We start from the raw sequence: 25,939 nt of genomic DNA, 5'->3' as shown, positions 1-25,939 counted from the left end.
CCTCAGGACAGCGGGTTCGCGCCGTTGAGCAGCACCCAGATCGCGACGCCTGCGCCGATGCCGAGAACGAGCGCGGCGAAGGAGCCGAGGAACGGGCGGCGGGCCCACCCGCGCCCAGCGTCCAGACCGTAGCGGCCGGGACCGGCGAGGATGATCGCTGCCACAGCCGCCACGAGCACGATCTGGTACTCGTGACCGTCGGTGAGGAAGGCCGACAGCCGCGCGTCGTTGTGGGCCTCGATCGCCTCGGCGAGTACCGCGTTGATCAGGTAGGCCAGCGCACCCGCGGCCGCCAGCGGAGTGAACAGGCCCAGCACCAGCAGGATGCCGGCGGCGATTTCCCCGCCGGCGGCGACGTAGCCGAGGACCTCCGCGTACCGGAAGCCCGCGTCGGCGATGTAGTCGCGGAACCCGCCCAGCCCGGGGCCGCCCCACAGCCCGAACATGTTCTGCAGCCCGTGCGCGACCAGCAGGACGCCGACGGAGACGCGCAGCACCAACAGGCCGAGGTCCTGGGTGCCGCGGCGGTCCCGCTCGCGGCGCTCATCGAGACTGCCGACCTCGGTCGGGGCGGCCGCGGGCGAGCCGTAGGAGCCGGCGGCCAAGCCCCCTCCCGGCTGGACGTACGGGAGGGGTTCGGCATCTCCCAGCAGTCCGAACGGTTGCTGATCAGCCGGTTTGGCGGTGTCGTAGCGCGGGATCGCCGTGGTCTCGAAGTCGCCGCCGTAGTGCGCCGAGGGCAGATCGTCCTCCGGGTCCACCAGACGTGCCGAGGCGGGCCGGCCGGCCGAGTCGGCGGGCCGCTGCCAGGGTTGTGAGTCATGCGGGCTGGTCACACCTGCCAGGGTAGGTGCTGCTCAAGTCGTGGCCGGGAATTCGCTCGGCGCGCCCGACCACGTGTTTTCTTCCTGGTTGCGGCTGCTCGACCCGGTCGGCGTCCAGGCGCCGTGGCGAGCACTGCGCAACGATCCGTAATCTGGCTCGCATGAGTCGACGCCGCGCATTGCGGGCAGCCACGGTGGTGGCCAGTGCTGCGCTGATCGGCATCACCGGCTGTGCGCGCTTCGATTCGGCCCAGTCGCAGCCCTTCACCACGGAACCTCGGATGGCGCCCGGCTCCGAGTCGACGCCGCCTCCACCGCCACCGCTGCCCGCCCAGCCGTTTCCCAAGCAGTGCCCGGCACCCGGGGTGATGCAGGGCTGCCTCGACAGCACCAGCGGACTGATCATGCTGCCGGACAGTCAGTCGGCACTGGTCGCCGAGCGGGTGACCGGGGAGGTCAAACAGGTCGCGACGAGGGTCGAGCCGTTCGTCAAGATGACGATTCCGGTCGACGCCAGCGGTGACGGCGGGCTGATGGACATCGTGCAGTCCCCGACCTACCAGCAGGACCGGTTGACCTACGCCTACATCAGCACCCCGACCGACAACCGCGTGGTTCGCATCGCCGACGGCGACGTGCCCAAGCCGATCCTGACCGGCATCCCCAAGGGCGCCACGGGCAACACCGGGTCCCTGATCTTCACCAGCCCCACCACGCTGATGGTGCAGACCGGCGACGCGGGCGATCCCGCGCTGGCCGCCGACCCCACGTCGCTGGCGGGCAAGCTGCTGCGCATCGAGCAACCCACCACGGTCAACCAGGCGCCCATCACCACCGCGCTGTCCGGCCTCGGGCCCGGGGGCGGCATGTGCATCGATCCGTCCGACGAATCGCTGTATGTCACCGACCGCACCCCGACCGCCGACCGGCTGCAGCGCATCACCAAGGACTCGAAGGTGTCCACGGTGTGGACCTGGCCGGACCGGCCGGGAGTGGCCGGGTGCGCCGCGCTCGACGGCACCGTTCTGGTGAATCTCGTCAACACCAAGCAGACCGTCGCAGTGCGCATGGCGCCGGACACCGGCGCGGTCACGGGCGACCCCGAGGTGGTGCGCCAGGATCAACACGGCCACGCCTGGGCACTGGAGGTCGCTCCCGACGGCAACATCTGGGGCGCCACCGTCAACAAGACCTCCGGCGACGCGCAGAAGCTCGACGACGTGGTGTTCCCGTTGTTCCCGCAGGGCGGCGGCTTCCCCCGGGCCAACGACGAGAAGACCTAGGCCGGCTCAGGCCTGGCTGGGCCCCGACCCCGGTAGACGCAGGATCAGGCGGGTGCCGCCCAGGGGGCTGTGCTCCAAAGCCGCTGTGCCACCGTGAATCTCGGCCTGCTGAGCAACCAGGGCGAGCCCCAGGCCGGAACCGGAACGCGACGCGGTCGACCCGCGGTGGAAGCGCTGGAACACGTCCTGGCGTTCCTCGTCGGGCACTCCGGATCCGTTGTCGTCCACCGCGATCTCCACGCCGTCGGCCGAGCTGATCACGCTGAGCTGCACGCGCGTCGCACCCCCGTGCTTGACGGCGTTGGCGATCGCGTTGTCGATCACCAATCGCAGGCCGGCGGGCATCCCCAGCATCAACACCGTCGTCGACGAGGCCAGGGTGACCTCCAGCCCCGGATAATTGTGCATGGCGTCGTGAGCGGCCCGGTCGAGCAGCTCGGCAACATCGAGGGGAACGAAGTCGGCCACGGTGGTCAGCTCGCCCTGGGCCAGCCGCTCGAGCGCGGACAGTGTCGCCTCGATCCTCGACTGCGTGCGCATGACGTCACCGATGACCTCGCGGCGCTGCTCGGGGCCGAGGTCGAGCGTCATCAACACCTCGAGGTTGGTGCGCATGGCCGTCAACGGGGTGCGCAACTCATGGGAGGCGACCGCCGCGAAGTCGCGCGCCGATTCCAGCGCCGCTCGGGTCCGCTGCTGTTCGTCGCCGATGCGGGCGAGCATGCCCTCCACCGCCTCGGAGATCTCGACGGCCTCCCACACCCCACGTACCTGCACCTCGTCGGGGTTGGACTGGGCGTTGATCGCGCGGGCCTGCTGGGCCAGCAGCCGGAACGGGTTCACCATGATCAACGCGATCACCCACCCCACGAGCAGCGTGGCCAGGATGACGCCGGTGCAGATCCAGAACACTCGCCAGTGCAACGAGTCGATCCGCGCCTTGGTCTCGGCCAGCGGCGCACCCAGCGCGATGGACGCGGTGCCGGTGGTGATCGTCCGGATGCGGTACGGGACACCGTCGATCGTCGCGTCGGAGTACCCATTGGACAGCTCGGGCAGCACGATGTCGGCAGGAATCGACACCACGACCGAGCCGATCCGCGCCGTGCGTACCAGCCCGCCCTCGGCCGGTTCGGGGCCCACGCCGTCCTGCGCGCTGCGAAGCAGGGTGTTCACATCACCCAGGCTGGACAGCGAGTCCAGCCGGCGGTCGAGCTGGTCGTACTGGTCGTTGGTGACCCCCACCCACACCCAGACGCCGAGGGTCAGCACCAGGATGATCACGCCGACCTGGGCCAGGATGACGATCGAGCGCAGCGACAGCAGCCGCAGCGGATGCGAGAGCAGCCGCAGTACGAGGTCCTGGGCGCGCTTCATCTGCAGCGTCAACTGCAGGCGGCCATGACCAGTTCACGCACGCGCGCGGCGTCGGCCTGGCCCTTGGTCGCCTTCATGACGGCGCCGACGATGGCCCCCGCGGCAGCCACCTTGCCGCCGCGGATCTTCTCGGCGATGTCGGGATTCGCGGCCAGCGCCTCGTCGACCGCGGATTGGATCAGCGAGTCGTCGCGGACCACGGCCAGTCCACGGTCGTTCATGACCTGCTCGGGTTCTCCCTCTCCCGCGAGCACACCCTCGACGACCTGGCGGGCCAGCTTCGTGGTCAGTGTGCCGTCATCGACGAGCTTGACCACTGCGGCCACCTGGGCGGGCGTGATGGGTAGCTCGTCGAGTTCGGCGCCGCGCTCGTTGGCCTTTTGCACCAGGAAGTTGCCCCACCACGCGCGGGCGGCTTCGCTGGACGCACCGTGCTCGACGGTGGCCGTGATCAGATCGAGCGCTCCGATGTTGACGAGATCGCGCATCACCTCGTCGGAAACACCCCAGTCCTGCTGAATGCGCTTGCGCGCCAACCAGGGAAGCTCTGGGATGGTGGCGCGCAACCGCTCGACGAGTTCGTCACTGGGGGCGACGGGTTCGAGATCGGGTTCGGGGAAATAGCGGTAGTCCTGCGCGGTCTCCTTGCTGCGGCCCGGCGAGGTGTAGCCGTCTTCGTGGAAGTGGCGGGTCTCCTGGGTGACTGTGCCGCCAGATCCCAGAACGGCTGCCTGCCTACGCATTTCGTAGCGAACCGCAACTTCCACGCTCTTGAGCGAGTTGACGTTCTTGGTTTCGGTGCGGGTACCGAACTCGGCTTGGCCGATGGGTTTGAGCGAGACGTTGGAGTCGCAGCGCATCGAGCCCTGATCCATCCGGACATCGGAAACGTCCAAGGCGCGCAACAGATCTCGCAATGCGGTCACGTACGCACGGGCGATCTCGGGGGCGCGGGCACCGGCGCCTTCGATCGGCTTGGTGACGATCTCGATCAGCGGCACACCGGAGCGGTTGTAATCGGCCAGCGAGGTCGTCGCGCCGGCGATGCGGCCGGTGTCGCTGCCCAGGTGGGTCAGCTTGCCGGTGTCCTCCTCCATGTGCGCACGCTCGATCTCCACGCGCCACGTGCTGCCGTCGTCGAGCGGTACGTCCAGGTGACCGTCGACGGCGATCGGCTCGTCGTACTGGCTGATCTGGTAGTTCTTGGGCTGGTCGGGATAGAAGTAGTTCTTGCGGGCGAACCGGCCCCACGGCGCGATCTGGCAGTTCAGCGCGAGGCCGATGCGGATGGCGGACTCGACCGCGGCCTCGTTGAGCACCGGCAGCGAGCCGGGCAACCCGAGGCAGACCGGGCACACCTGGGTGTTGGGTTCGCCCCCGAAGCGGTTCGGGCAGCCGCAGAACATCTTGGTCTGCGTCGAGAGCTCGACGTGCACCTCGAGGCCCAGCACCGGCTCGTAGGAGGCGATGACCTGGTCGTAATCCAGCAGCTCGGCGGTGTCGACAGACATGACCCCGATCCTAGTGGGTCACTTTTCCCCGGCGAACAGACGCGAACTCGAGCATTTTCCCCCGCGAGTCACTCGAGTTCATGTCTTCTCGGCGGAAAGAGCTCAGCCGAAGAACTCCGCGGCGTCGTCGTAGCGACTCTGCGGCACCAGCTTGAGTTGGCGCACGGCCTCCTCGAGTGGCACGCGGCCGATGTCCTGCCCACGCAGCGAGACCATCATGCCGTACTCACCGGCGTGGGCAGCGTCGGCGGCGTTGACGCCGAAGCGGGTGGCCAGCACGCGGTCGTAGGGCGTTGGGGTGCCGCCACGTTGGACGTGGCCCAGCACGGTCACGCGCACCTCCTTCTTGATGCGCTGCTCGACCTCGAGCGCCAACTGCTGCGCGACGCCGGTGAACCGCTCGTGACCGAACTCGTCCATGCCACCCTTGCGCAACTGCATGGTGCCCTCCGCGGGTTTCGCGCCCTCGGCGACAACGCAGATGAAGTGCGAATCTCCGCGCTGGAAGCGACGTTTGACCAGTCGGCACACTTCCTCGACGTCGAACGGCTGCTCGGGGATCAGCGTCATGTGCGCACCCGAGGCCATTCCGGCGTTCAACGCTATCCACCCCGCGTGCCTGCCCATCACCTCGACGAGCATGACGCGCTGATGCGACTCGGCCGTGCTGTGCAGCCGGTCGATGGCCTCGGTGGCGATCGTCAGCGCGGTGTCGTGCCCGAATGTCACGTCGGTGCAGTCGATGTCGTTGTCGATGGTCTTCGGAACCCCGACGACCGGCACGCCCTCCTGCGAGAGCCAGTGTGCGGCGGTCAGCGTGCCCTCCCCGCCGATGGGGATCAGCACGTCGATGCCGTTGTCCTCGAGCGTCTGCTTGATCTGGTCCAAGCCGGCGCGCAGCTTGTCGGGGTTGGTCCTGGCCGTGCCGAGCATCGTGCCGCCCTTGGCGAGCAGCCGGTCATTGCGGTCGTCGTTGGCCAGCTGGATGCGCCGGTCCTCGAGCAGTCCGCGCCACCCGTCCAGGAAGCCGACGACCGAGGACCCATACCGCGCGTCGCAGGTCCGCACGACCGCCCTGATCACCGCGTTCAGTCCTGGGCAGTCACCGCCGCCGGTCAGTACTCCGATGCGCATGGTCACCATCCTCCCCTGTCACAGCGCAGTCGGCAGAGCACCCCGGGCAACTTCATAGGCCGCACCCACTCGGTAGAGCCGGTCGTCGGCCAGCGCCGGCGCCATGATCTGCAGTCCCACCGGCAGGTTGTCGTCGCTCGACAGCCCCGAGGGCACCGACATCCCGCAGTGGCCGGCCAGATTCAGCGGAAGCGTGCACAGGTCGAACAGGTACATCGACAGCGGGTCGTCGACCTTCTCGCCCAGGGCGAAGGCCGTGGACGGTGTGGTCGGCGTCACCAAGACATCGACCTTCTGATACGCCTCGTCGAGATCGCGCGCGATCAGCGTGCGAACCTTCTGCGCTTGGTTGTAGTAAGCGTCGTAGTAGCCGGCCGAGAGCGCGTAAGCGCCGATCATGATGCGACGCTTGACTTCTGGGCCGAAGCCGGCCGCCCGGGTCAGCGCCATCACCTCTTCGGCGCTGTGGGTTCCGTCGTCGCCGACGCGCAGCCCGTAACGCATGCCGTCGAACTTCGCGAGGTTGGACGACACCTCCGACGGCAGGATCAGGTAGTAGGCCGGCAGCGAGTAGTCGAAGTGCGGGCAGTCCACCTCGGTGATCTCAGCGCCGAGCGCGCTGAGCTGGTCGACGGCCGCGGTGAACGACTCGAGCACGCCGGGCTGGTAGCCCTCACCGCTGCGCAGCTGCTTGACCACACCGATGCGCACGCCCGAGAGATCACCGGCCGCTCCGGCCCGCGCCGCGGCGACGACGTCGGGCACCTCGGCGTCGATCGACGTCGAGTCGAGCGGATCGTGGCCTGCGATGACCTGGTGCAGCAGCGCGGTGTCCAGCACGGTGCGGGCGCACGGGCCGCCCTGGTCGAGGGACGACGCACACGCGATGAGTCCGTACCGCGACACCGTGCCGTAGGTCGGCTTCACCCCGACGGTGGCGGTCAGCGCGGCGGGCTGGCGGATCGATCCGCCGGTGTCGGAGCCGATGGCCAGCGGGGCCTGGAACGCAGCCAGAGCGGCGGCGCTGCCACCGCCGGAACCGCCGGGCACCCGCTCGATGTCCCACGGGTTGCGGGTCGGTCCATAAGCCGAGTTCTCGGTCGAGCTGCCCATCGCGAACTCGTCCATGTTGGTCTTGCCGAGGATCGGGATGCCGGCGGCACGCAGCCGGGCGGTGACCGTCGCGTCGTACGGGGACGTCCACCCTTCGAGGATCTTCGATCCGCAGGTGGTGGGCATGTCCGCGGTGGTGAACACGTCCTTGAGTGCCAGCGGGACACCGGCCAGCGGCGAGGGGAGCTCCTCACCGGCCGACACGGCTCTGTCGATCTCGGCCGCGGCGGCCAGGGCCTGCTCCCCCGCGACGTGCAGGAACGCGTGGTAGTCACCGTCAGTGGCGGCGATCTGGTCCAGGCAGGCCCGCGTCGCCTCGACCGAGGACACCTCCCCGGTGGCGATCTTGCCGGCCAGCGTGGCGGCGTCGAGCCGGATCAGATCGGTGGAGGTCATTCGGGCTCCCCCAGGATGCGCGGCACCGCGAAGCGCCCGTCTGCGGCGCTGGGCGCCTCGGCCAGCGCCTGCTCCTGCGTGAGGCACGGCTGCGGTTCGTCGGCTCGGAAGACGTTCACGCTCGCGAGCGGGTTGTCGGTGGCGGCGACGCCGGTGACGTCGACCGCCTGGATCTGGCTGACGTGGCCGAGGATGGCGTCGAGCTGACCGGCGAAACCACTCAGTTCCTCGTCGGTCAGGGCCAGACGGGCCAGCCGCGCCAAGTGCGCTACCTCGTCTCGGGAGATCTGGGACACGACCACGAAGCCTAGTTCACCGTGGCACCGGCGCTTCCGTCCGAGTCGCCGCTGCCCAGGAGTCCGTGACACAGTGTTGCGCGTGCCGTCGTATCTGCTGCGCGTCGAGCTGGAGGACCGCCCGGGCCGCCTCGGTTCGCTGGCCGTGGCCCTGGGGTCCGTCGGCGCCGACATCCTGTCGCTCGACGTGGTCGAGCGCGGGTCCGGCTATGCCGTCGACGATCTGGTGGTCGAGCTCCCTCCGGGCGCCATGCCCGACATGCTGATCACCGCGGCGGAGAAAATCAACGGCGTCTACGTCGACAGCATCCGGCCGCACACCGGGCTGCTCGAAGCGCATCGAGAGCTCGAGCTGATCGATCACGTGGCCGCCGCGGACGGCAAGGACCGCCGTCTGCAGGTGTTGGTGGACGAGGCACCCAAGGTGTTGCGGGTCGGATGGTGCACGGTGACACGCCTCACCGAGCAGGGGCCGCACCGCGTGGTTGGTAGCTCCGGGGCACCCGAGACGCAGGCTGCGCAGACGCCGTGGCTGCCGCTGACCGCTCCGACGGCCCTGGACGGCCACGCGGACTGGGTGCCCCAGGTGTGGCGGGACATGGACACGACGCTGGCCGCGGCGCCGCTCGGCGACAGCCACACCGCGATCGTGCTCGGCCGCCCCGGGGGCCCCGAGTTCCGTCCCAGCGAGGTCGCGCGGCTCGGTTACCTCGCCGGCATCGTCGCGACGATCCTGCGTTAGGTCTCGGGCTGCACGGCCTCCGACACCGCATCGGGACCATCGGCGAGCAGCCGCCGGAACCCGTCTTCGTCCAGCACGGGGACCCCGAGCTCGATGGCCTTGTCGTATTTCGATCCCGGGGCGTCGCCGGCGACCACGTACGCCGTCTTCTTCGACACCGAGCTGGCGGCCTTGCCGCCGCGCGCGATGATCGCTTCCTTCGCGTCGTCGCGACTGAACCCGGTCAGTGAGCCGGTGACGACGATCGACAGACCCTCGAGCGTGCGCTCGATGCTGGCGTCACGCTCGTCCTCCATCCGCACACCGGCGGCCCGCCACTTGTCGACGATCGCGCGATGCCAATCGACGGTGAACCAGTCGGTGACCGCGGCGGCGATCGTCGGGCCGACGCCTTCGGTGGCCGCCAGCTGTTCCTCCGATGCCGACGTGATCGCCTCGAGGCTGCCGAACTCGGTGGCCAGCGCGCGCGCCGCGGTCGGGCCGACGTGCCGGATGGACAGCGCCACCAGCACCCGCCACAGCGGTTGCGCCTTGGCCTTGTCCAGATTCGCCAACAGTCGCTTGCCGTTCGCCGACACCTGGCCGGCCTTGGTGGTGAACAACTCCGTGCGCAGCAGGTCCTGCGCGGTCAGCCCGAACAGATCCCCCTCGTCGGTGATCACCCCGGCCGCCAGCAGGGCGGTCGCGGCTTCGTAGCCCAGTCCCTCTATGTCGAAGGCGCCGCGACCGGCGACGTGGAACACCCGCTCGCGCAGTTGCGCCGGGCAGGACCGCGAATTCGGGCAGCGGATGTCGGCGTCACCTTCTTTGGCCGGCGCCAGCTCGGTACCGCACTCGGGGCAGTGCGTCGGCATGGTGAACTCGCGCTCGGAGCCGTCGCGCAGATCCACCACGGGGCCGAGCACCTCGGGGATCACGTCGCCGGCTTTGCGGATCACCACCGTGTCGCCGATCAGCACGCCTTTGCGTTTGACCTCCGACCCGTTGTGCAGCGTGGCCAGCCCGACCGTCGACCCCGCGACCTTGACCGGCTCCATGTAGGCGAACGGCGTCACCCGGCCGGTGCGGCCCACGTTGACGCGGATGTCGAGGAGTTTGGTGGTCGCCTCTTCCGGCGGGTACTTGTAGGCCACCGCCCAGCGGGGTGCGCGCGACGTCGCCCCCAGTCGGCGTTGCAGCGCCACCGCGTCCACCTTGACCACCACGCCGTCGATCTCGTGCTCGACGTCATGGCGGTGCTCACCCCAGTAGGCGATGCGTTGGGTGGCCGCGTCCAGACCCCTGACCTGCGCGGTGTGCTCGGACACCGGGAGCCCCCACGCACCGAGGGCGCGGTAGGCGTCGTGCAGCGTGGCGAACGGAAAACCGCCCGGGCTCTCGATGTGTCCCAATCCGTGGCAGATCATCCGCAGCCGGCGCTTCGCCGTGACCGCCGGATTCTTCTGGCGCAGCGAGCCCGCGGCGCTGTTGCGCGGATTGGCGAACGGCGGCTTGCCCTCGGCCACCAGGCCTGCGTTGAGCTCCTCGAAGTCGGTCACCCGGAAGAACACCTCACCACGCACCTCGAGCACCGGAGGGACCGGGAATTCGTCTGTGGGAGTGAGTGTTTCGGGGATGTCTTCGATGGTGCGCGCGTTGAGCGTGACGTCCTCGCCGGTGCGACCGTCGCCCCGGGTGGCCGCGCGGACGAGCCTACCCTCGCGATAGACGAGCGCGAGTGCCACACCGTCGATCTTGAGCTCACACAGGTATTGGGCATCCGGGCCGATCTCGTTCGCGATGCGCGCCGCCCAGGCGGCCAACTCGTCGGGGTCGAAGACGTTGTCCAGGCTGAGCATCCGCTCGAGGTGCTCGGCCGGGGTGAAGTCGGTCGCGAATCCGGCGCCACCGACGAGCTGGGTCGGCGAGTCGGGCGTGCGGAGCTCGGGGTGCTCCTCCTCCAGAGCCTGCAGGCGACGCAGCATGGTGTCGAACTCGGCGTCGGAGATGACCGGTGCATCGCGCACGTAGTAACGGAACTGATGCTCGCGCACCTCGTCGGCGAGGTCTTGCCAGCGCCGACGCACTTCGGCATCCGGGGCGTCGTCGGCCTGCTCGGCCAGCACTGCCTCGGGATTGGGCGACGCCTCAGGACTCACCCCCGCAGGCTATCGAAACCGACCGACACCTCCGTCCGGGACCGCTGGCTACGCTGCATGGTGGCGTCCTACAAATTGATGACGCAGCTCGACGAAGACCGACCCGGCGCGACCCGGACATGATTCGATCGGAGACACCATGAGCTTCTCGAGCCCCTTCCCCGAAGTCGACATCCCCACCGCGAGCGTCTACGACTACCTGTTCTCGGGACTGACAGGCCCCGACGCCGAGCACCTGGATCGGGTCGCCTTGATCGACTCCACGACAGGCCGGCAGACCAGCTATCGCGAAATGGTCGCGCGCATCGACTCATTCGCGGGTGCTCTCGCTGCCAGGGGGTTGGGCGTCGGCGACGTCGTCGGGCTGTTGGCCCCCAACAGCTCGGCGTTCGCGGTGGCGTTCCACGGCATCCTGCGCGCCGGAGTCACCGCGACGACCATCAACGCGCTGTTCACCGCGAAGGACATCGCCAAGCAGCTGACCGACTCCCGGGCGGCCATGCTGATCACGGTGTCCGCGCTGGCTCCGCAGGCCGCCGAGGCCGTCGCGATGGTCGGGCTGGACGCCGAGAACCTGGTGGTGCTCGACGGGCCGGGCCGGGCCGCCGACGGCCACCCGAACGCCGTCGAGCTGCTTGACGGCAACCCTGCACCTCCGGAGGTGACGTTCGCGCCATCGTCGCATCTGGCCGCGCTGCCCTACAGCTCCGGGACGACGGGCAACCCCAAGGGCGTGATGCTGACGCACCGCAACCTGGTGGCCAACGTGGCGCAGATCCGACCGCTGCACGGCATGGTGCCCGACGACGTGGTGCTGGCGGTGTTGCCGTTCTTCCACATCTACGGGATGACGGTGCTGCTCAACGCCGCGCTGCATGCGCGCGCCCGCCTGGTCATCATGCCGAGCTTCGACCTCGCGAAGTTCCTGGGCAACATCGCCGAGCACCGAGCCACGATCGCGTTCATCGCGCCGCCGGTGGCTGTCGCACTGGCCAAGCACCCGATGGTCGACGAACACGACCTGTCGTCTCTGAAGGTGGTGATGTCGGGGGCGGCTCCCTTGGACGCCGACCTCGGTCGCGCCGTCGCCGAGCGGCTGGGCTGCCGGGTGGTGCAGGGCTACGGGATGAGCGAGCTCAGCCCCGTCAGCCACATCACCCCCTTCGACGCGGGCAAGCACGACATGCACGTCGATGCGCCTTTGAGTTCGGTGGGCTGGACGGTGTCGAACGCGGTGTCCAAGATCGTCGACCCCGAGACGGGCGACGACATCAACCCGCCCGAGGAAGGCCTCAGCGCGACCGGCGAACTGTGGTTCAAGGGCCCCAACGTGATGGCCGGATACCTCAACAACGACGACGCCACTCGTTCCACCATCGACGACGAGGGCTGGCTGCACACCGGTGACCTCGCCCAGGTGGACGCCCACGGTTGCGTCTACATCGTCGACCGGCTCAAAGAGCTCATCAAGTACAAGGGGTACCAGGTGCCCCCCGCCGAGTTGGAGGCCGTGCTGCTCGGCCACCCCGGCATCGCCGACGCGGCGGTGATCGGGGTGCCGGACGACGAGGGTGAAGAGGTGCCCAAGGCCTACGTGGTGAAGCAGCCCGACGCGGAGCTCACCGAGGACGAGGTCATCGAGTTCGTCGCCGGCCAGGTCGCGCCCTACAAGAAGGTACGTCGGGTCCAGTTCATCGACGCCATACCGAAATCGGCGTCGGGCAAGATCCTGCGCAAGGATCTGCGCACGGTCTGAGAGCTACAAGCACCACCCCTAGGCGGAGTCCGGGTCCTCGGCCAGACCGTCGGCGACCTTCTGTGCCGTCTCCACCGCACGCCGGGCCCAATCGACCGTGGCGCCGGCGAGCCCGCACGCGGGGGTGACACCCACGCGGTCGCGCAGCACGCTCCGCGGGAAGCCGAGCCGATCGGTCACCGCGGCCACCGTCGCTGCCACCTCCTCGACCGCGGGGCGGGTGGCGGGCGCGAGCGCGGACACGGCGCCGAGCAGCACCGTCCGACCCGATTCCAGGAACTCCCCCACGCCGTCGAGATCCGTCGCGGTCAGCGTCGAGACGTCCACCATGACAGCGTTGATCGTGCTGCGCTGCAACACCTTCCACGGGACACCGGCGGCGCAGCAGTGCACCGCGACCTCGCCGCCCACGCCGGCGACACACTCGTCGAGCAGACCGGTGACCACCGCATCGTCCACCGGGTGGACCGGGTTGAGGCTGCTCACCCCGCTCAACCGCCCGGCCAGCGCCGCGGGCAGCGTGGGCTCGTCGAATTGCACGACGACCGTCGTCTGCAGTCGCCGCTCCAGCTCGGCACGGTGCACCGCCACGCCCTCGACCAGCGAGGCGGTGAGATCCCGCACGGCGCCGGCGTCGGTGATCGCCCGGTGTCCGCCGCCCAGTTCCAGATGCGCCGCCAGTGTCACCGGCCCGGGCGCCTGCACCTTGACCATCCGGTCGCCGCCGCGCAAACCCGCCTTCTCCCAAGCCTCTTCGAGCGCGTCGACGTCCTCGTCGAGCAGGCTCACCGCGCGGCGCGTCACTGAACTACGCCCCGCCGCGATGCGGTAGCCGCGGGGCACGGTGTCCAGCGCGATGTCCACCAGCAGCGCACCGGCGCGACCAATCAGGTCCGCGCCCACGCCCCGGGCCGGCAACTCGACCAGATGCGGCAACCGATGAAGCTCGCCCACCACCACCTCGGCTGCCTCGCGGGCCGAGGTACCCGGCCACGATCCGATCCCCGTCGCAGTGGCGTAAGCAGTCACTCGCCCGACGATAGGCGACGCACTACTGTCGGGGCATGACGGGCCGTGTGCTGCTGTGCGCGCTGGCGATCGCCGTTTCCGGCTGCACACAGACGGTCCCGGGCCTGGCCACCCGGCCGCCACCCGCCATCGACGAGGACTCCCGGTCGCCGGTCGATGTCGACACCGTGCTGCTCGACCGGTCGCAGATGCAGGCCCTCAGCGGCGCGGGCGCGGACCTCACCGAGATACCCGGCACGGAAAGCAAAGTGCCGGTGGACATTCCGACCGATCAAGGCTTTCTTCCCGACGTGTTCGCCCGGGATCTACCCCAGGAGTGTGACTGGCTCTTCGCCGAGACCGAGGTGTTCGGTCCTGACGTCGAGGAGTTCCACAAGACCACCTATCAAAGTCCCCGGCGGGGCGGCCTGCTCTCGCAGGCCGCTGCCGGCTACCGCGACACTGCGACGGCGGCGGCCGCGCTGACCGACCTGACCCGGCAGATCTCCGCCTGCAGCGGCACCGAGCAGGGCCCTGCGCTGGTCGGCGAGGTGGCCGCGACCGGCGATGCGGTGCGCATCCGGCCGGGCGCCTGCGGCCGCAACTATCGGGTGAAGTCGGCCGTGCTGATCGAGGTGACGTTCTGCTCGTTCCCCGATTCGGTGCCCGACCTCGTGATGACGAACATCGCCGACAACGTGCCGGGCTGACACAGGGCTAGGGCAGGACCGGGGCGGGGTGCGGGAGTGGGTGGGCACCCTGGGGGCGCAACCCGTCGAAGATGATCGCGAGGTAGCGCCGCCAGAGGGCAGGTGGCGGATCGGCGACGTTCTCGACCGCATGGACGGGCGCGCACATGAGCAGGAACACGTCGGCTTCGGTGATGTCGGAGCGAATGACTCCCGCCTCGTGCGCGTGCCTGACGAGTACGGCGAGGCTCTCGTGCAGCTCGGTGCGCGCTCGGACCACTCGGCGATCGTTGTCGCTGGCGGTCTGCAGGAATGTCAGGTCGTGTTGGCGTCGCTGATCCGCGGCGACGGTGAGGAATTCGAGCAGGGCCTCACCGGGGTCGGCAGCGTCGGCGAGTTCCCTTGCCGTGCAGGACAACACGTTGATGTGATGGCAGACGATCGAGGCGATCAGGTCCTCTTTGGTGGCGAAGTGCCGGAACACGGTGCCCTTGGCCACCCCGGCGGCCGCGGCGATGTCGGCGACAGAGGCGGTGTGCCCTTTATCGGCGAACACCTTTTCGGCTGCCGCCAACAGCGACGCGCGATTGCGGGTCGCGTCGGCGCGTTGGGGACGGGCGGGCGACGACATGGCCCCAGGGTACCAAGTTGACCACTCGGTCATCTTCTGCCAGGGTGACAACATGACCGCGTGGTCATGTTCATCGGATGACGAGGAGACCCTCATGCAGATCCACGGCGCCACCGCCCTGGTGACCGGCGCGAACCGCGGCCTCGGCCGCGCCTTCGCCGTCGAACTACTCCGCCGCGGAGCGACGGTCTACGCCGGCGCCCGACATCCCGAGCTCGTCGACGTTCCGGGCGTCCGCGCCCTGCGCCTCGACATCACCGACGCCACCCAGGTCAGCGCCGCAGCCGACCTCGCCGGCGACGTCGACCTCCTGATCAACAACGCCGCCGACACCGCCGGCGGCAATCTGATCACCGGCGACCTGCGCGCGATCAGATCCGTGATGGACACCAACTACCACGGCACGCTGGCGATGATCCGCGCATTCGCCCCCGTCCTGGCCCGCAACGGAGGCGGCGCGATCCTCAACGTGCTGTCCGCGGCCGCGTGGACCACTGTGGACGGCAACGCCGCCTACGCTGCCTCGAAGTCGGCCGAGTGGGGTCTGACGAACAACGTGCGCATGGAACTCGCCGCGCAGGGAACGCATGTCGCAGCGTTGATTCCGGGCCTGATCGGCACGCAGACGCTGTTCGACTTCGCCGAACGACAGGGAATCGAGTTCGGCGAGGGCGCCGTCATCGACCCGGCCGATCTCGTCAGCGTGGCCCTCGACGGGCTCGAAGCGGGTGAGGTGGAGATCTTCGACGCGCTCGGCCGCAAGGCCAAGGAGTCCCTGTCCGGGCCCCCGACCAGCTTTCCGTTCGCGGTGTGACCGTCACGTCTCCAGGCGCGACTCCTCGAGATCGATGTCACGCAGGATCCGGTTGAAGGCCTCGTTGGAGAGCTCGCCCCGGCGCCGCATCGCCAGCAGCTCGCTGCGCTGCGCCGCCAGGACCGAACGCACCATGTCCTGATACGTCCGCGACCGCTCCTCGTAGTCACCGGCCTCGTCGCCGGCCAACCTCGCCTCGAACCGCTGTGTCCGGTATTCGTACAGGCCCCGCATGCGCTCGGCGGTATCGGCACGCGTCCACTGCTCATCGGCCAGCTCGTCGATACGCTCGATCGCCGCGCGGGCGGCCGCTAGACGCGCGCGATCCTCCTCGGCGGTCTCGGGGTCGGCGGTGCGATCCAGCCGGTCGATCAGCGCCGGCAGCGTCAGCCCCTGCACCACCAGGGTGAAGAAGATGACCGCGAAGGTGAGGAACAGGATCAACTCTCGGTGCGGGAACGCGCCGCCGTCGGCTGTCTGCGCCGGCACCGCCAACGCCACGGCCAGCGACACGGCACCTCGCATCCCGCTCCACGCCAACACGATTCGCCATGATGCGGGCGAGCGTCGCGCACGCTGCCGGGGTCTTCGGTCGAGCACCCGGATCAGATACGGCACGGTGAAGAACCACAGGAAGCGGCTGGCCACCACGGCGGCGATGACGGCCGCCGCATACCCCGCCAGCGCGGCGAAGCGATACTCGTGCAGACCGGACACGATCGCGTGCAGCTGCAGACCGATCAGCGCGAACAACGTGGCGTTGATCAGGAAATCGACGATGTCCCAGACGAAGTAGCCCTGCAACCGGGGCCGGGCCTCGAGCACTTCCGGGCTGCGGATCGCCATGACGATGCCGGCGGTGACGACCGCCAGCACGGCCGACGCCCCGGCCGCCTCGGCGGGCAGGAACGCCGCGTAGCCGGTGAGCAGTGAGATCGTGACACTGATCTGCGCGTCGTAGATGCGGGCGCGGACCCAGCCCGACAGCCAGCCCACCACGAAACCGATCGCGATGCCACCGAGCGCACCGGCCACGAAGCTCAGGCCCGCGTCGGCCAGCGAGAACCCACCCGCGACCGTCGCGGCGATCGCCACCCGGAACGCCACGAGTGCGGTCGCGTCGTTGAACAGTCCCTCCCCCTCGATGCTGCTGATCAACCGGCGGGGCGCACCGAGTCGACGCATGATCGTGGCCGCGGCGACGGGGTCGGTGGGCGACACGATCGCACCGAGCACGAACGCGGCCTCCCACGGCATTCCGGGAATCACGGCGTGGGCCGCGCAGGCCACGATGACCATCGTGACGACGACGAGAGCCACCGCGCTGAGGGTGAGACTGCGCAGCCCCGTGCGGAAATCACCGAAGTTGGCGTAGATCGCCGACTTGTAGAGCAGCGGGGGCAGAAACAGCGCCAACACCAGATCCGGTTCCAGGCTGATGTCCGGCAGGCCGGGAATGAACCCGGCCAGGGCGCCGCCGAGCACCAGCGGTATCGGATAGGGCACCGACAGCCGGCATGCGAGCGCACCCAGGGCCGCGACGGCCATCAACAGTGCGGTGATCAGCACCTCGGCATGGTCCACGTCGACACCCTCACGCCACGGCGCACACCTGTCAATCGGTGTCAGCTGCAGTACACGTCGCGATGCACTGGCAGCGGTCGGTCAGCGCGCCTCGGCGATCGTGGCGCTACCCAGCACCTCGTCCCCCTCGGGGTCCGGCCGATAGAGCACCAGCGTTTGTCCCGGCGCCACCCCACGCAGCGGGCTGCGCAGCGCCACGACGACGGCGCCGTCACGGACGTGAGCCACGGCGTCGGCCGTGCCGCCGTGGGCGCGCACCTGCACGGTGCACTCCACCGGACCGTCGGGGGCGGCTCCCGAGGTGAACACCGGCCGCTCACCGAGCAGCGAGTGCACCTCGAGGTCGGCGACGTCACCGACGTAGACGGTGCCGGTGTCCGCGTCGATACCCGTCACGTAACGCGGTCGGCCGTCCGGACCGGGACCGGGGATGCCGAGGCCCTTGCGCTGACCGATCGTGAAGCCGTGCACACCGTCGTGTTCGGCCAGCACAGCACCGGTGGTGTCGACCACCGCGCCCCGGCGCACGCCGATTCGAGCGCCCAGGAATGCCCGCGTGTCTCCGGACGGGATGAAGCAGATGTCGTGGCTGTCGGCCTTGTCGGCGACCGACAGTCCCCGGCGCGCGGCCTCCTCGCGGATCTGCGCCTTGGGGGTGTCCCCGATCGGGAACACCGCGTGCCGCAGCTGCTCGGCGGTCAGCACCGCCAGCACGTAGGACTGGTCCTTGTCGTGATCGACCGCCCGGCGCAGCCGACCGTCGGACAGCCGCGCATAGTGGCCGGTGGCCAGCGCGTCGAAACCCAATGCCAGAGCGCGAGAAGCCAACGCGGAGAACTTGATTCGCTCGTTGCAGCGTACGCACGGGTTGGGCGTCTCGCCCCGCGCATAGGACTCGACGAAGTCGTCGATGACGTCTTCTTTGAAGCGGTCGGCGAAATCCCAGACATAGAACGGGATGTCGAGCACGTCCGCGACCCGGCGGGCGTCACCGGCGTCTTCCTTCGAACAACATCCGCGCGAGCCGGTGCGCAGTGTGCCGGGCGCGGACGAGAGCGCCAGGTGCACGCCCGTCACGTCGTGTCCGGCGTCGACCATCCGCGCCGCCGCCACCGAGGAGTCGACGCCACCGCTCATCGCGACCAGAACCCGCATGGCTACGCCCGTCCCGCCGCACTCGCCAGGGCCGCCTGGCGCGCGCGCTCCACAGCGGCCGGGAGCACGGCCAGCACCGCATCGATGTCGTCGTCGGTGCTGGTGTGCCCCAGGGAGAACCGCAGCGAACCGCGTGCGCTGGCGGGATCGGCCCCCATCGCGGTCAGCACATGCGAGGGTTGCGCCACCCCGGCTGTGCACGCCGACCCGGTGGAGCACTCGATCCCCTTGGCGTCCAACAGCATCAGCAGTGAGTCACCCTCACACCCGCGGAATGTGAAGTGGGTGTTCCCGGGCAACCGGCCGGCACCCGCCGGGCCGTTGAGGTCGACGTCGTCGATGGTCGCGAGTACGCGGTCGATCATCCGGTCCCGCAGGGCACGCACCCGGGCGGCCGTGGCGTCCATCGTCTCGACGGCGTCGCGGGCAGCGGCCGCCATACCGGCCACCCCGGCGACGTCCTGGGTGCCGGATCGCACGTCGCGTTCCTGGCCACCGCCGTGCAACTGAGAAACGCAGGCGGTGTCCCGCCGCAGCAGAAGCGCACCCACACCGGTGGGGCCGCCGAACTTGTGGGCGGTGAGGCTCATCGCCGACAGACCGGATGCGGCGAAGTCGACGGGGATCTGACCGACGGCCTGCACCGCGTCACTGTGCATCGGGACAGCGGCGGCCGCGCACACGGCGGCCAGTTCGGCGATCGGCATGATGGTGCCGACTTCGTTGTTGGCCCACATCACCGACACCAGGGCGACGTCGGCGGGATCGCCGATCGCGGCGCGCAACGCCTCCGCCGAGACCACTCCGTGCCGATCGACCGGCACCCAGGTCACCTCTGCCCCTTCGTGGTCGACCAACCATTCCACGGCATCGAGCACCGCGTGGTGTTCGATCGGGGTCGTGACGATCCGGCGGCGGGCGGGGTCGGCGTCGCGGCGGGCCCAGTAGATGCCTTTGACGGCGAGGTTGTCGCTCTCGGTACCGCCGGCGGTGAAGATCACCTCCGAGGGGCGCGCACCCAGCAGGCCGGCCAGCGTCTCCCGAGACTCCTCCAGCCGGCGCCGCGCCAGGCGGCCCGATCCGTGCAGCGAGGACGCGTTCCCGACCGAGGTCAGCGCAGAGCTCATCGCCTCGATGGCGGCCGGGCGCATCGGGGTGGTGGCAGCGTGGTCGAGATACACCGCGGACGCAATCACAACGCTCCACAATAGCCGCGACGGTGCCCTCGGCCGTATTCGAGAGGTCAGGCCGCCAGGGCGTGACCCTCTCCGCGGACGCCGATCGCAGAGGCGTTCGTCCCCCGCACCGCGGCCTCGCACCGGGCTGCCAGGTCGCGGCGATCGACACCCGGCAGCTGCAACGATTCGACGCGGACGTGCACGACGGTGCGCTGCGCCGTGACGAGCCTGCGGATCGAGGTGAGCAGGCTGTCGTCACCGATGTAGGCCGCCGCCGTCGACGCGCGGCCGTCGCGATGGTGATAGCTCAGCCGCAACGGTTGCACCGGCCGGCCCGCGTCGATCGCGGCCTGGAACATCGCCGGCCGGAATGGCCCATAGGCCAGGCCACACCACGTCGTGCCCTCGGGGAACGCCACCACGGTGCGGCCCGCGCGCAGCCGCTCGGCGACCGCGTTCACCACCTCGGGCAGTCGGCGCAGGTTGTCCCGTTCGATGGGGATCACCTTCATCAACCGGGCGAGTGCGCCGAGTCCGGGCCAGCCGATCATCTCCGCCTTGGCGACGAAGGCGCCCGGCATGACGGCGCCGATCGCGAAGACGTCGACCCAGGACACGTGCCCGCTGACGACGAGCACCCCGGGTACGTTGCGAATCGGTCCGCCGGACACAGTGATCCGGATGCCCAGGCAGCGCAGCACGACGCGGCAGTAGCGGCGCTGCAGGTGCGCGCGGCCGGGCAGCGGCACCGCGAGCAGCGGCAGTGTCGGCAGCAGGACCACCGTCAGCGTGGCGCGGAGCGCAACACGGAAGACGACGGCAGCGCGTCGACTCGCCGTGGCGCCGCCCGCGGAGATACAGGTCGGGCCGCACGACGCGGCGGGCAGCCAGGCATGTGGGCGGGCGCTCACGACGCGGTCACTGTCGCCGTCGCGGCGCCCGCCGAGCGCAGCCGGGTGAGATAGCGCACGTCGGCACGGCGTTTGTCCAGCAAGGCGGGGAAGTCCCCGACCCCGAAGTCCGGGTCGTGGGCCGGTTCGCCGCACACCTGGGCGCCCAGCCGCAGGTATCCGCGCATCAGCGGCGGCACGGACACGCGCGCGGGCGGGGCGATGTCGTCGAGGGTGCGGCCGTCGACGACCACCGGTCGGTAGGGGCGCACGGTCAGGTCGTGCGGTGCGCGGTGCCGGCGCATCACGAAGTCGCGGACGCCGCGCAGATGGGCGCCGGCGGGTTCGACGCCGGCCGGATCGGCGACCGGCACCGAGACACAGCCGGTCACGTAGTCGTAGCCGCTGTGGTCCAGGTAGGCCAGGATGCCTGCCCACATCATCAGCACGACAGCGCCGTTGCGGTGCCCGTCGCGCACGACAGCGCGGCCCATCTCGACCAGCGACGGCCGCAGCGCGTCGAGGGCCGAGACGTCGAATTCGGTCGCGGTGTACAGGCCGCCGGCGGCGATGGCCCCCGGCGGAGGCAGCATGCGGTAGCAGCCGACCAGCTCGCCGGTGCGGTCCTCCCGAACCAGCAGGTGGTCGCAGTACTCGTCGAAGCGGTCGACATCCAGTCCGTCCGAGCGGCCATTTCCGCCGTCGACGAGCGCAAAACCGGGCTCGGAGGTGAACACGTCGTGGCGCAGCCGCTGGGCCGCCTCGATCGAGTCGTCGTCACGGCACAGCAGAAGCGAATAGCGGGGCGTCGGGCCGGTCGGCGCATTGGTGTCGTCGGGGGCGTCCTGGGTGGAGATGAGTACAGAAGCAGTGCTCATGGTCAGCACGGTCGCTCAGGCGATCAGCGCGATGGCAAGCGATGCGTGACGTGTTCATGAGCGGTGGGTGACGGTTCGGGTGCACGTCCCCGAGACAGCGAACGGCCCCCGCCGGATGGCGGGGGCCGTTCGGTGTGCCTCGCGGCGATCAGCCCTTGCGGGCCTTGATGGCCTCGGTCAGCTGCGGGGTGACCTTGAACAGGTCACCGACGATGCCGAGATCGGCGATCTCGAAGATCGGCGCCTCTTCGTCCTTGTTCACCGCGACGATCGTCTTCGACGTCTGCATGCCGGCGCGGTGCTGGATGGCTCCGGAGATACCGAGCGCGATGTAGAGCTGCGGCGACACGGTCTTGCCGGTCTGGCCCACCTGGAACTGGCCCGGGTAGTAGCCGCTGTCGACCGCCGCACGGGAGGCACCGACGGCACCGCCGAGCGAGTCGGCGAGCTCTTCGACGACGTTGAAGTTCTCCGCGCTGCCGACACCACGGCCGCCGGAGACGACGACGGTCGCCTCGGTGAGCTCCGGGCGGTCACCCGCGACAGCGGGCTCGCGCTTGGTGATCTTGGTTGCGTTCTCCGCGGGTGCGGGGACCTCGACGCTGACGACCTCACCGGCGCCGTCGGACGGCGCGGCCTCGATCGAGCCCGGACGAACGGTGATCACCGGGGTGTCGCCGACGGCCTCGGCCTCCACGGTGTATGCGCCGCCGAAGATCGAGTGGATACCGACGCCGCCCTCACGCACCTCCACGACATCGTTGAGGATGCCCGCGCCGATGCGCGCGGCCAGGCGCCCGGCGATCTCCTTGCCGTCCGCGCTGGAGGCGAGGATGACCGCAGCCGGCGATGCGGACTCGGCCAGCGAGGCGAGCACGTCGACGTACGGGGTGATCAGGTAGTTCTCGGCGTCGTCCGATTCGGCGACGTAGATCTTCGCGGCACCGGCCGCTTTGAGCCCGTCGACGAGCCCGTCGGCGGTGCCGGGCTTGCCCACCACGACCGCGGAGGGCTCGCCCAGGGTGCGGGCGGCGGTGATCAGTTCGGAGGTGACCTTCTTCAGCGCACCTTCAGCGTGCTCGACGAGCACCAGTACTTCAGCCATGAGATTCGTTGCCTCTGAGTCTTTCGGTGATGGAAGGGGGAAGTGTTCGGGGTCTACTAGACGATCTGCTTAGACGATCTTTTGAGCGACCAGGTACTCGGCGATCTTGGTGCCGCCTTCGCCTTCGTCGGTGACCTTCTCGCCCGCGGTCTTGGGCGGCTTCGGCGTCGACGAGCGCACCTTCGACCCGGCGTTGGCGACCCCGACCTCATCGGACTCGACGCCGATCTCGGCGAGTGTCAGCTTCGTCACTTCCTTCTTCTTGGCGGCCATGATGCCCTTGAAGGACGGGAAGCGGGGCTCGTTGATCTTCTCGTTGACGCTGACCACGGCGGGCAGGGTCGCCTCGAGGGTGAACACGCCGTCATCGGTCTCGCGCTCACCGGTGACCTTGCCGCCTTCGACGGTGAGCTTGCGCACGTGCGTCAGCTGCGGCAGACCGAGGTACTCGGCGATGATCGCCGGCACGGCGCCGCCGGTTCCGTCGGTGGCCTCGTTACCCGCGATGACCAGCTCGGTGCCCTCGATGGTGCCCAGCGCGCGGGCCAGCGCCCACCCGGTCTGCACCATGTCCGAACCGTGCAGGCCCTCGTCGACGAGGTGCACCGCCTTGTCGGCGCCCATGGACAGTGCCTTGCGGATCGCCTCGGTGGCGCGCTCGGGGCCGGCGGTGAGCACCGTCACCGTGCTGTCGCCACCTTCGCGTTCCTTGATCAACAGCGCCTCCTCGACGGCGCGCTCGTTGATCTCGTCGAGCACGGCGTCGGCGGCTTCGCGGTCGAGGGTCCAGTCACCCTCGGACAGCTTGCGCTCGGACCAGGTGTCGGGGACCTGCTTGATCAGAACCACGATGTTCGTCATGAGTTCGTCCTTCTCGAAGGGGCCGGTGACCGGCCCGCCTTATCACGTTTGGAGCTCTCACCCCCATGTTACCAGCGGGTAACTTAAGGCGGTTCGCAAAAACACCATAGCTGGTCGAAGTGTGCGATCTCGCCCGCCCGGGTGCGACGAACTATTCGTCATCGCCCGGTTACGGGTTAGCCTGCCTTCCGATGAGCACACATGTGACCACCTCCGAGGTGGGTGAGCCGCCGGCCGACGCGCCCATGGCGCTGACCGGCGAGCGAACCGTGCCCGACGTTGCCGAGGAGAACTACTGGTTCCGCCGTCATGAGATCGTCTACCGCGATCTGGTCGACAGGCTGGCCGACCGCTTCGCCGATGCCGAGGTGCTGGAGGCCGGGTGTGGCGAAGGTTACGGTGCCGATCTGATCGCCGGCGTCGCGCGCCGGGTCATCGGCCTGGATTACGACGAGTACGCCGTCTCCCACGTGCGGGCCCGCTACCCCCGCGTCGACATGCGCCACGGCAACCTGGCCGAGCTGCCACTGCCCGACGAGTCCGTCGACATCGTGGTCAACTTCCAGGTGATCGAACATTTGTGGGACCAGGGTCAGTTCGTCGCCGAATGCCGCCGGGTGCTCCGGCCGGGCGGCCTGCTGCTGATGTCGACGCCGAACAGGATCACCTTCTCCCCCGGCCGCGACACTCCGGTCAATCCGTTCCACACGCGCGAGCTCGACGCCACGGAGCTGACGGAACTGCTCACCGGCGCGGGTCTGCGGGTGGACGGTCTCTACGGCGTGCACCACGGTGCTCGGCTGCGCGAACTGGACGCACGCCACGGCGGGTCGATCATCGATGCGCAGATCACTCGGGCACTGTCCGATGCGCCGTGGCCGGCAGACCTGCTCGCCGACATCGCCTCGATCACGATCGAGGACTTCGACATCGACCGCGACACCGATCGAGACATCGATGAGAGCCTCGATCTGGTCGCGATCGCGGTACGGCCGTGACCTCGGGGCGGCCCTCGGCCGAGCCGGTGCCCGGACTGTTCACCTTCGTCCTCCACACCCACCTGCCGTGGCTGGCGCATCACGGCCGTTGGCCGGTCGGTGAAGAGTGGCTCTACCAGTCGTGGTCGGCGGCCTATCTGCCACTGGTGCGGGTGCTGCGCACCCTGGCCGCCGAGAATCGGAGCCACCTTCTGACCCTCGGCGTCACCCCCGTCGTCGCCGCGCAGCTCGACGATCCGTACTGCCTGCAGGGCATGCACCACTGGGTGGCCAACTGGCGGCTGCGGGCTCGCGAGGCCGCGACGATGCGCACCCCGACCGGGCCGTCCCCCGCTTCTGCGCCAGAAGCATTGCGGCGCTTCGGGTCCCGCGAGCTCGCCGAGGCGGACCGGGAGCTCGCCGAGTTCGAGACCCTGTGGCGACACGGCGGCAGCCCGGTGCTGCGTGAGTTGATCGACGGCGACGTCATCGAACTGCTGGGCGGCCCGTTGGCCCACCCGTTCCAGCCGCTGCTCACCCCGCGGCTGCGGGACTTCGCTCTGCGCGAGGGCCTCGCCGATGCGGACCAACGCTTCGCACACCGGCCGGCAGGCATCTGGGCGCCCGAATGCGCCTACGCCCCCGGCATGGAAAACGACTACGCCGCAGCCGGAGTCGGCCACTTCATGGTCGACGGCCCGTCACTGCACGGGGACACGGCGCTGGGGCGACCGATCGCCGATTCTCCGGTCGTGGCGTTCGGCCGCGACCTGACCGTGAGTTACCGCGTGTGGTCGCCGCGCTCGGGTTACCCGGGTCACGCCGCCTATCGCGACTTCCACACCTACGACCACGCCACCGGGCTCAAACCCGCACGGGTCACGGGACGCAACGTGCCCTCGGAGGAGAAGGCCCCCTACGACCCGGAGCGCGCCGCTGCCGCCGTCGACGTCCACGTCGCCGATTTCGTCGCGACAGTGCGGGAGCGGCTGATCAGCGAGAGCGCGCGCATCGGGCGGCCCGCCCACGTCATCGCGGCGTTCGACACCGAGCTGTTCGGGCACTGGTGGTACGAGGGCCCGCAGTGGCTCGAGCAGGTGCTGCGCGCGCTGCCGGCTGCGGGCATCCAGGTCGGCACCCTGGCCGACGCACTGGCCGCCGGGTATGTCGGCCAGCCGGTCGAATTGCCGCCCAGCTCTTGGGGTTCGGGCAAGGATTGGCAGGTGTGGTCGGGTGAGCAGGTGGCCGATCTGGTGCGATTGAACACCGAGGTCGTCGACACCGCACTGACCACTGTGGACAAGGCGCTGGCACATTCGGCAGCGCGCGGTGCGCCGGGCCCGCGCATGTTCGTCGCCGACCAGATCCTGCGGGAGACACTGCTGACGGTGTCCAGCGACTGGCCGTTCATGGTCAGCAAGGACTCGGCGGCCGACTACGCGCGCTACCGAGCGCACCTGCACGCCCACGCCACCCGCGAGATCGCCGACGCCCTGGCCGCGGGTCGCACCGAGCACGCGCAGCGGCTCGCCGCCGGCTGGAACCGCGCCGACGGCCTGTTCGGCGCGCTGGACGCGCGCCGACTCCCGAGCCCGTGAC

At 69.5% G+C, this 25,939-nt stretch carries 23 protein-coding genes; 7 read left to right on the top strand and 16 right to left on the bottom strand.

Translation table 11 applies throughout. The features are described from left to right. Positions 1 to 2: 2 nt before the first annotated feature. Positions 3 to 836, bottom strand: coding sequence for a DoxX family protein (locus MHN84_RS07710; RefSeq protein ID WP_241204045.1), 834 nt, complete (start codon positions 834 to 836; stop codon positions 3 to 5). 149 nt (positions 837 to 985) lie between these two features. Here MHN84_RS07710 and MHN84_RS07705 point away from each other — a divergent pair, with 149 nt between their 5' ends. Then, positions 986 to 2,107, top strand: a complete 1,122-nt coding sequence (locus tag MHN84_RS07705; protein WP_241204044.1) for a sorbosone dehydrogenase family protein — start codon at positions 986 to 988, stop codon at positions 2,105 to 2,107. Positions 2,108 to 2,113: 6 nt separating this feature from the next. On the opposite strand, the gene MHN84_RS07700 is transcribed toward MHN84_RS07705, so the two are convergent. From MHN84_RS07700 to gatC, 5 genes are all read right to left on the bottom strand, one after another. Next, positions 2,114 to 3,484 (bottom strand): sensor histidine kinase KdpD, encoded by a 1,371-nt coding sequence (locus MHN84_RS07700; protein WP_241204043.1) that lies wholly within the window; start codon positions 3,482 to 3,484, stop codon positions 2,114 to 2,116. 8 nt (positions 3,485 to 3,492) lie between these two features. Beyond that, positions 3,493 to 4,995, bottom strand: a complete 1,503-nt coding sequence (gene gatB / locus MHN84_RS07695; protein WP_241204042.1) for an Asp-tRNA(Asn)/Glu-tRNA(Gln) amidotransferase subunit GatB — start codon at positions 4,993 to 4,995, stop codon at positions 3,493 to 3,495. A gap of 102 nt (positions 4,996 to 5,097) precedes the next feature. Continuing rightward, on the bottom strand, positions 5,098 to 6,129 hold the full coding sequence (locus MHN84_RS07690; RefSeq protein WP_241204041.1) for an ATP-dependent 6-phosphofructokinase: 1,032 nt from the start codon (positions 6,127 to 6,129) through the stop codon (positions 5,098 to 5,100). 18 nt (positions 6,130 to 6,147) lie between these two features. Then, on the bottom strand, positions 6,148 to 7,638 hold the full coding sequence (gatA, locus tag MHN84_RS07685; RefSeq protein WP_241204040.1) for an Asp-tRNA(Asn)/Glu-tRNA(Gln) amidotransferase subunit GatA: 1,491 nt from the start codon (positions 7,636 to 7,638) through the stop codon (positions 6,148 to 6,150). Continuing rightward, positions 7,635 to 7,934 (bottom strand): Asp-tRNA(Asn)/Glu-tRNA(Gln) amidotransferase subunit GatC, encoded by a 300-nt coding sequence (gatC, locus tag MHN84_RS07680; RefSeq protein ID WP_241204039.1) that lies wholly within the window; start codon positions 7,932 to 7,934, stop codon positions 7,635 to 7,637. The genes gatA and gatC overlap by 4 nt, the downstream gene beginning before the upstream one ends. Before the next feature lie 82 nt (positions 7,935 to 8,016). On the opposite strand from gatC, the gene MHN84_RS07675 reads away from it, so the two are divergent. After that, positions 8,017 to 8,676, top strand: a complete 660-nt coding sequence (locus MHN84_RS07675; RefSeq protein WP_241204038.1) for an amino acid-binding protein — start codon at positions 8,017 to 8,019, stop codon at positions 8,674 to 8,676. Here MHN84_RS07675 and ligA read toward each other — a convergent pair. After that, complete coding sequence (ligA, locus tag MHN84_RS07670; RefSeq protein WP_374238340.1) at positions 8,673 to 10,781, bottom strand: NAD-dependent DNA ligase LigA; 2,109 nt, start codon at positions 10,779 to 10,781, stop codon at positions 8,673 to 8,675. The two genes, MHN84_RS07675 and ligA, sit on opposite strands and share 4 nt — an antisense overlap. Before the next feature lie 172 nt (positions 10,782 to 10,953). Between ligA and MHN84_RS07665 the strand changes: the two genes are divergently transcribed. Beyond that, positions 10,954 to 12,570 carry a 4-coumarate--CoA ligase family protein gene (locus tag MHN84_RS07665; protein ID WP_241204037.1) on the top strand — a complete coding sequence of 539 codons (1,617 nt, stop codon included), beginning with the start codon at positions 10,954 to 10,956 and terminating at the stop codon, positions 12,568 to 12,570. An 18-nt stretch (positions 12,571 to 12,588) separates the two neighbouring features. Here MHN84_RS07665 and MHN84_RS07660 read toward each other — a convergent pair whose 3' ends face one another. After that, entirely contained in the window at positions 12,589 to 13,599 is a 1,011-nt protein-coding gene (locus tag MHN84_RS07660; RefSeq protein WP_241204036.1) for a methionine synthase, read from the bottom strand. Between the two features lie 35 nt (positions 13,600 to 13,634). On the opposite strand from MHN84_RS07660, the gene MHN84_RS07655 reads away from it, so the two are divergent. Then, entirely contained in the window at positions 13,635 to 14,288 is a 654-nt protein-coding gene (locus MHN84_RS07655; RefSeq protein WP_241204035.1) for a sensor domain-containing protein, read from the top strand. A gap of 7 nt (positions 14,289 to 14,295) precedes the next feature. Here MHN84_RS07655 and MHN84_RS07650 read toward each other — a convergent pair whose 3' ends face one another. Continuing rightward, positions 14,296 to 14,898, bottom strand: coding sequence for a TetR/AcrR family transcriptional regulator (locus tag MHN84_RS07650; protein WP_241204034.1), 603 nt, complete (start codon positions 14,896 to 14,898; stop codon positions 14,296 to 14,298). A 94-nt stretch (positions 14,899 to 14,992) separates the two neighbouring features. Here MHN84_RS07650 and MHN84_RS07645 point away from each other — a divergent pair, with 94 nt between their 5' ends. After that, positions 14,993 to 15,712, top strand: coding sequence for an SDR family NAD(P)-dependent oxidoreductase (locus tag MHN84_RS07645; protein ID WP_241204033.1), 720 nt, complete (start codon positions 14,993 to 14,995; stop codon positions 15,710 to 15,712). A gap of 3 nt (positions 15,713 to 15,715) precedes the next feature. On the opposite strand, the gene MHN84_RS07640 is transcribed toward MHN84_RS07645, so the two are convergent. From MHN84_RS07640 to MHN84_RS07610, 7 genes are all read right to left on the bottom strand, one after another. Further along, positions 15,716 to 17,296, bottom strand: a complete 1,581-nt coding sequence (locus MHN84_RS07640; RefSeq protein ID WP_241204032.1) for a Na+/H+ antiporter — start codon at positions 17,294 to 17,296, stop codon at positions 15,716 to 15,718. Positions 17,297 to 17,377: 81 nt separating this feature from the next. Then, positions 17,378 to 18,451, bottom strand: coding sequence for a tRNA 2-thiouridine(34) synthase MnmA (gene mnmA, locus MHN84_RS07635; RefSeq protein ID WP_241204031.1), 1,074 nt, complete (start codon positions 18,449 to 18,451; stop codon positions 17,378 to 17,380). Positions 18,452 to 18,453: 2 nt separating this feature from the next. Beyond that, entirely contained in the window at positions 18,454 to 19,647 is a 1,194-nt protein-coding gene (locus MHN84_RS07630; protein ID WP_308192922.1) for a cysteine desulfurase family protein, read from the bottom strand. A gap of 47 nt (positions 19,648 to 19,694) precedes the next feature. Next, positions 19,695 to 20,540, bottom strand: a complete 846-nt coding sequence (locus tag MHN84_RS07625) for a 1-acyl-sn-glycerol-3-phosphate acyltransferase (RefSeq protein WP_241204030.1) — start codon at positions 20,538 to 20,540, stop codon at positions 19,695 to 19,697. Further along, on the bottom strand, positions 20,537 to 21,397 hold the full coding sequence (locus MHN84_RS07620; RefSeq protein ID WP_241204029.1) for a GNAT family N-acetyltransferase: 861 nt from the start codon (positions 21,395 to 21,397) through the stop codon (positions 20,537 to 20,539). The genes MHN84_RS07625 and MHN84_RS07620 overlap by 4 nt, the downstream gene beginning before the upstream one ends. A 148-nt stretch (positions 21,398 to 21,545) precedes the next feature. After that, positions 21,546 to 22,502 carry an electron transfer flavoprotein subunit alpha/FixB family protein gene (locus tag MHN84_RS07615; RefSeq protein ID WP_241204028.1) on the bottom strand — a complete coding sequence of 319 codons (957 nt, stop codon included), beginning with the start codon at positions 22,500 to 22,502 and terminating at the stop codon, positions 21,546 to 21,548. A gap of 69 nt (positions 22,503 to 22,571) precedes the next feature. Next, positions 22,572 to 23,363, bottom strand: a complete 792-nt coding sequence (locus MHN84_RS07610) for an electron transfer flavoprotein subunit beta/FixA family protein (protein WP_221355199.1) — start codon at positions 23,361 to 23,363, stop codon at positions 22,572 to 22,574. 191 nt (positions 23,364 to 23,554) lie between these two features. Between MHN84_RS07610 and MHN84_RS07605 the strand changes: the two genes are divergently transcribed. Together MHN84_RS07605 and MHN84_RS07600 are read left to right on the top strand one after the other, a co-directional pair. Then, positions 23,555 to 24,361 carry a bifunctional 2-polyprenyl-6-hydroxyphenol methylase/3-demethylubiquinol 3-O-methyltransferase UbiG gene (locus MHN84_RS07605; RefSeq protein WP_241204027.1) on the top strand — a complete coding sequence of 269 codons (807 nt, stop codon included), beginning with the start codon at positions 23,555 to 23,557 and terminating at the stop codon, positions 24,359 to 24,361. Beyond that, on the top strand, positions 24,358 to 25,938 hold the full coding sequence (locus MHN84_RS07600; protein ID WP_241204026.1) for a glycoside hydrolase family 57 protein: 1,581 nt from the start codon (positions 24,358 to 24,360) through the stop codon (positions 25,936 to 25,938). The genes MHN84_RS07605 and MHN84_RS07600 overlap by 4 nt, the downstream gene beginning before the upstream one ends. The last annotated feature ends 1 nt before the right edge of the window (position 25,939 follow it).

This window comes from Mycobacterium sp. PSTR-4-N (genome assembly GCF_022348085.1).
In the GTDB taxonomy this organism is placed as follows: Bacteria; Actinomycetota; Actinomycetes; order Mycobacteriales; family Mycobacteriaceae; genus Mycobacterium.
Note: the sequence above shows the minus strand (reverse complement) of the source record. Positions and strands in the feature narration are given on the sequence as shown.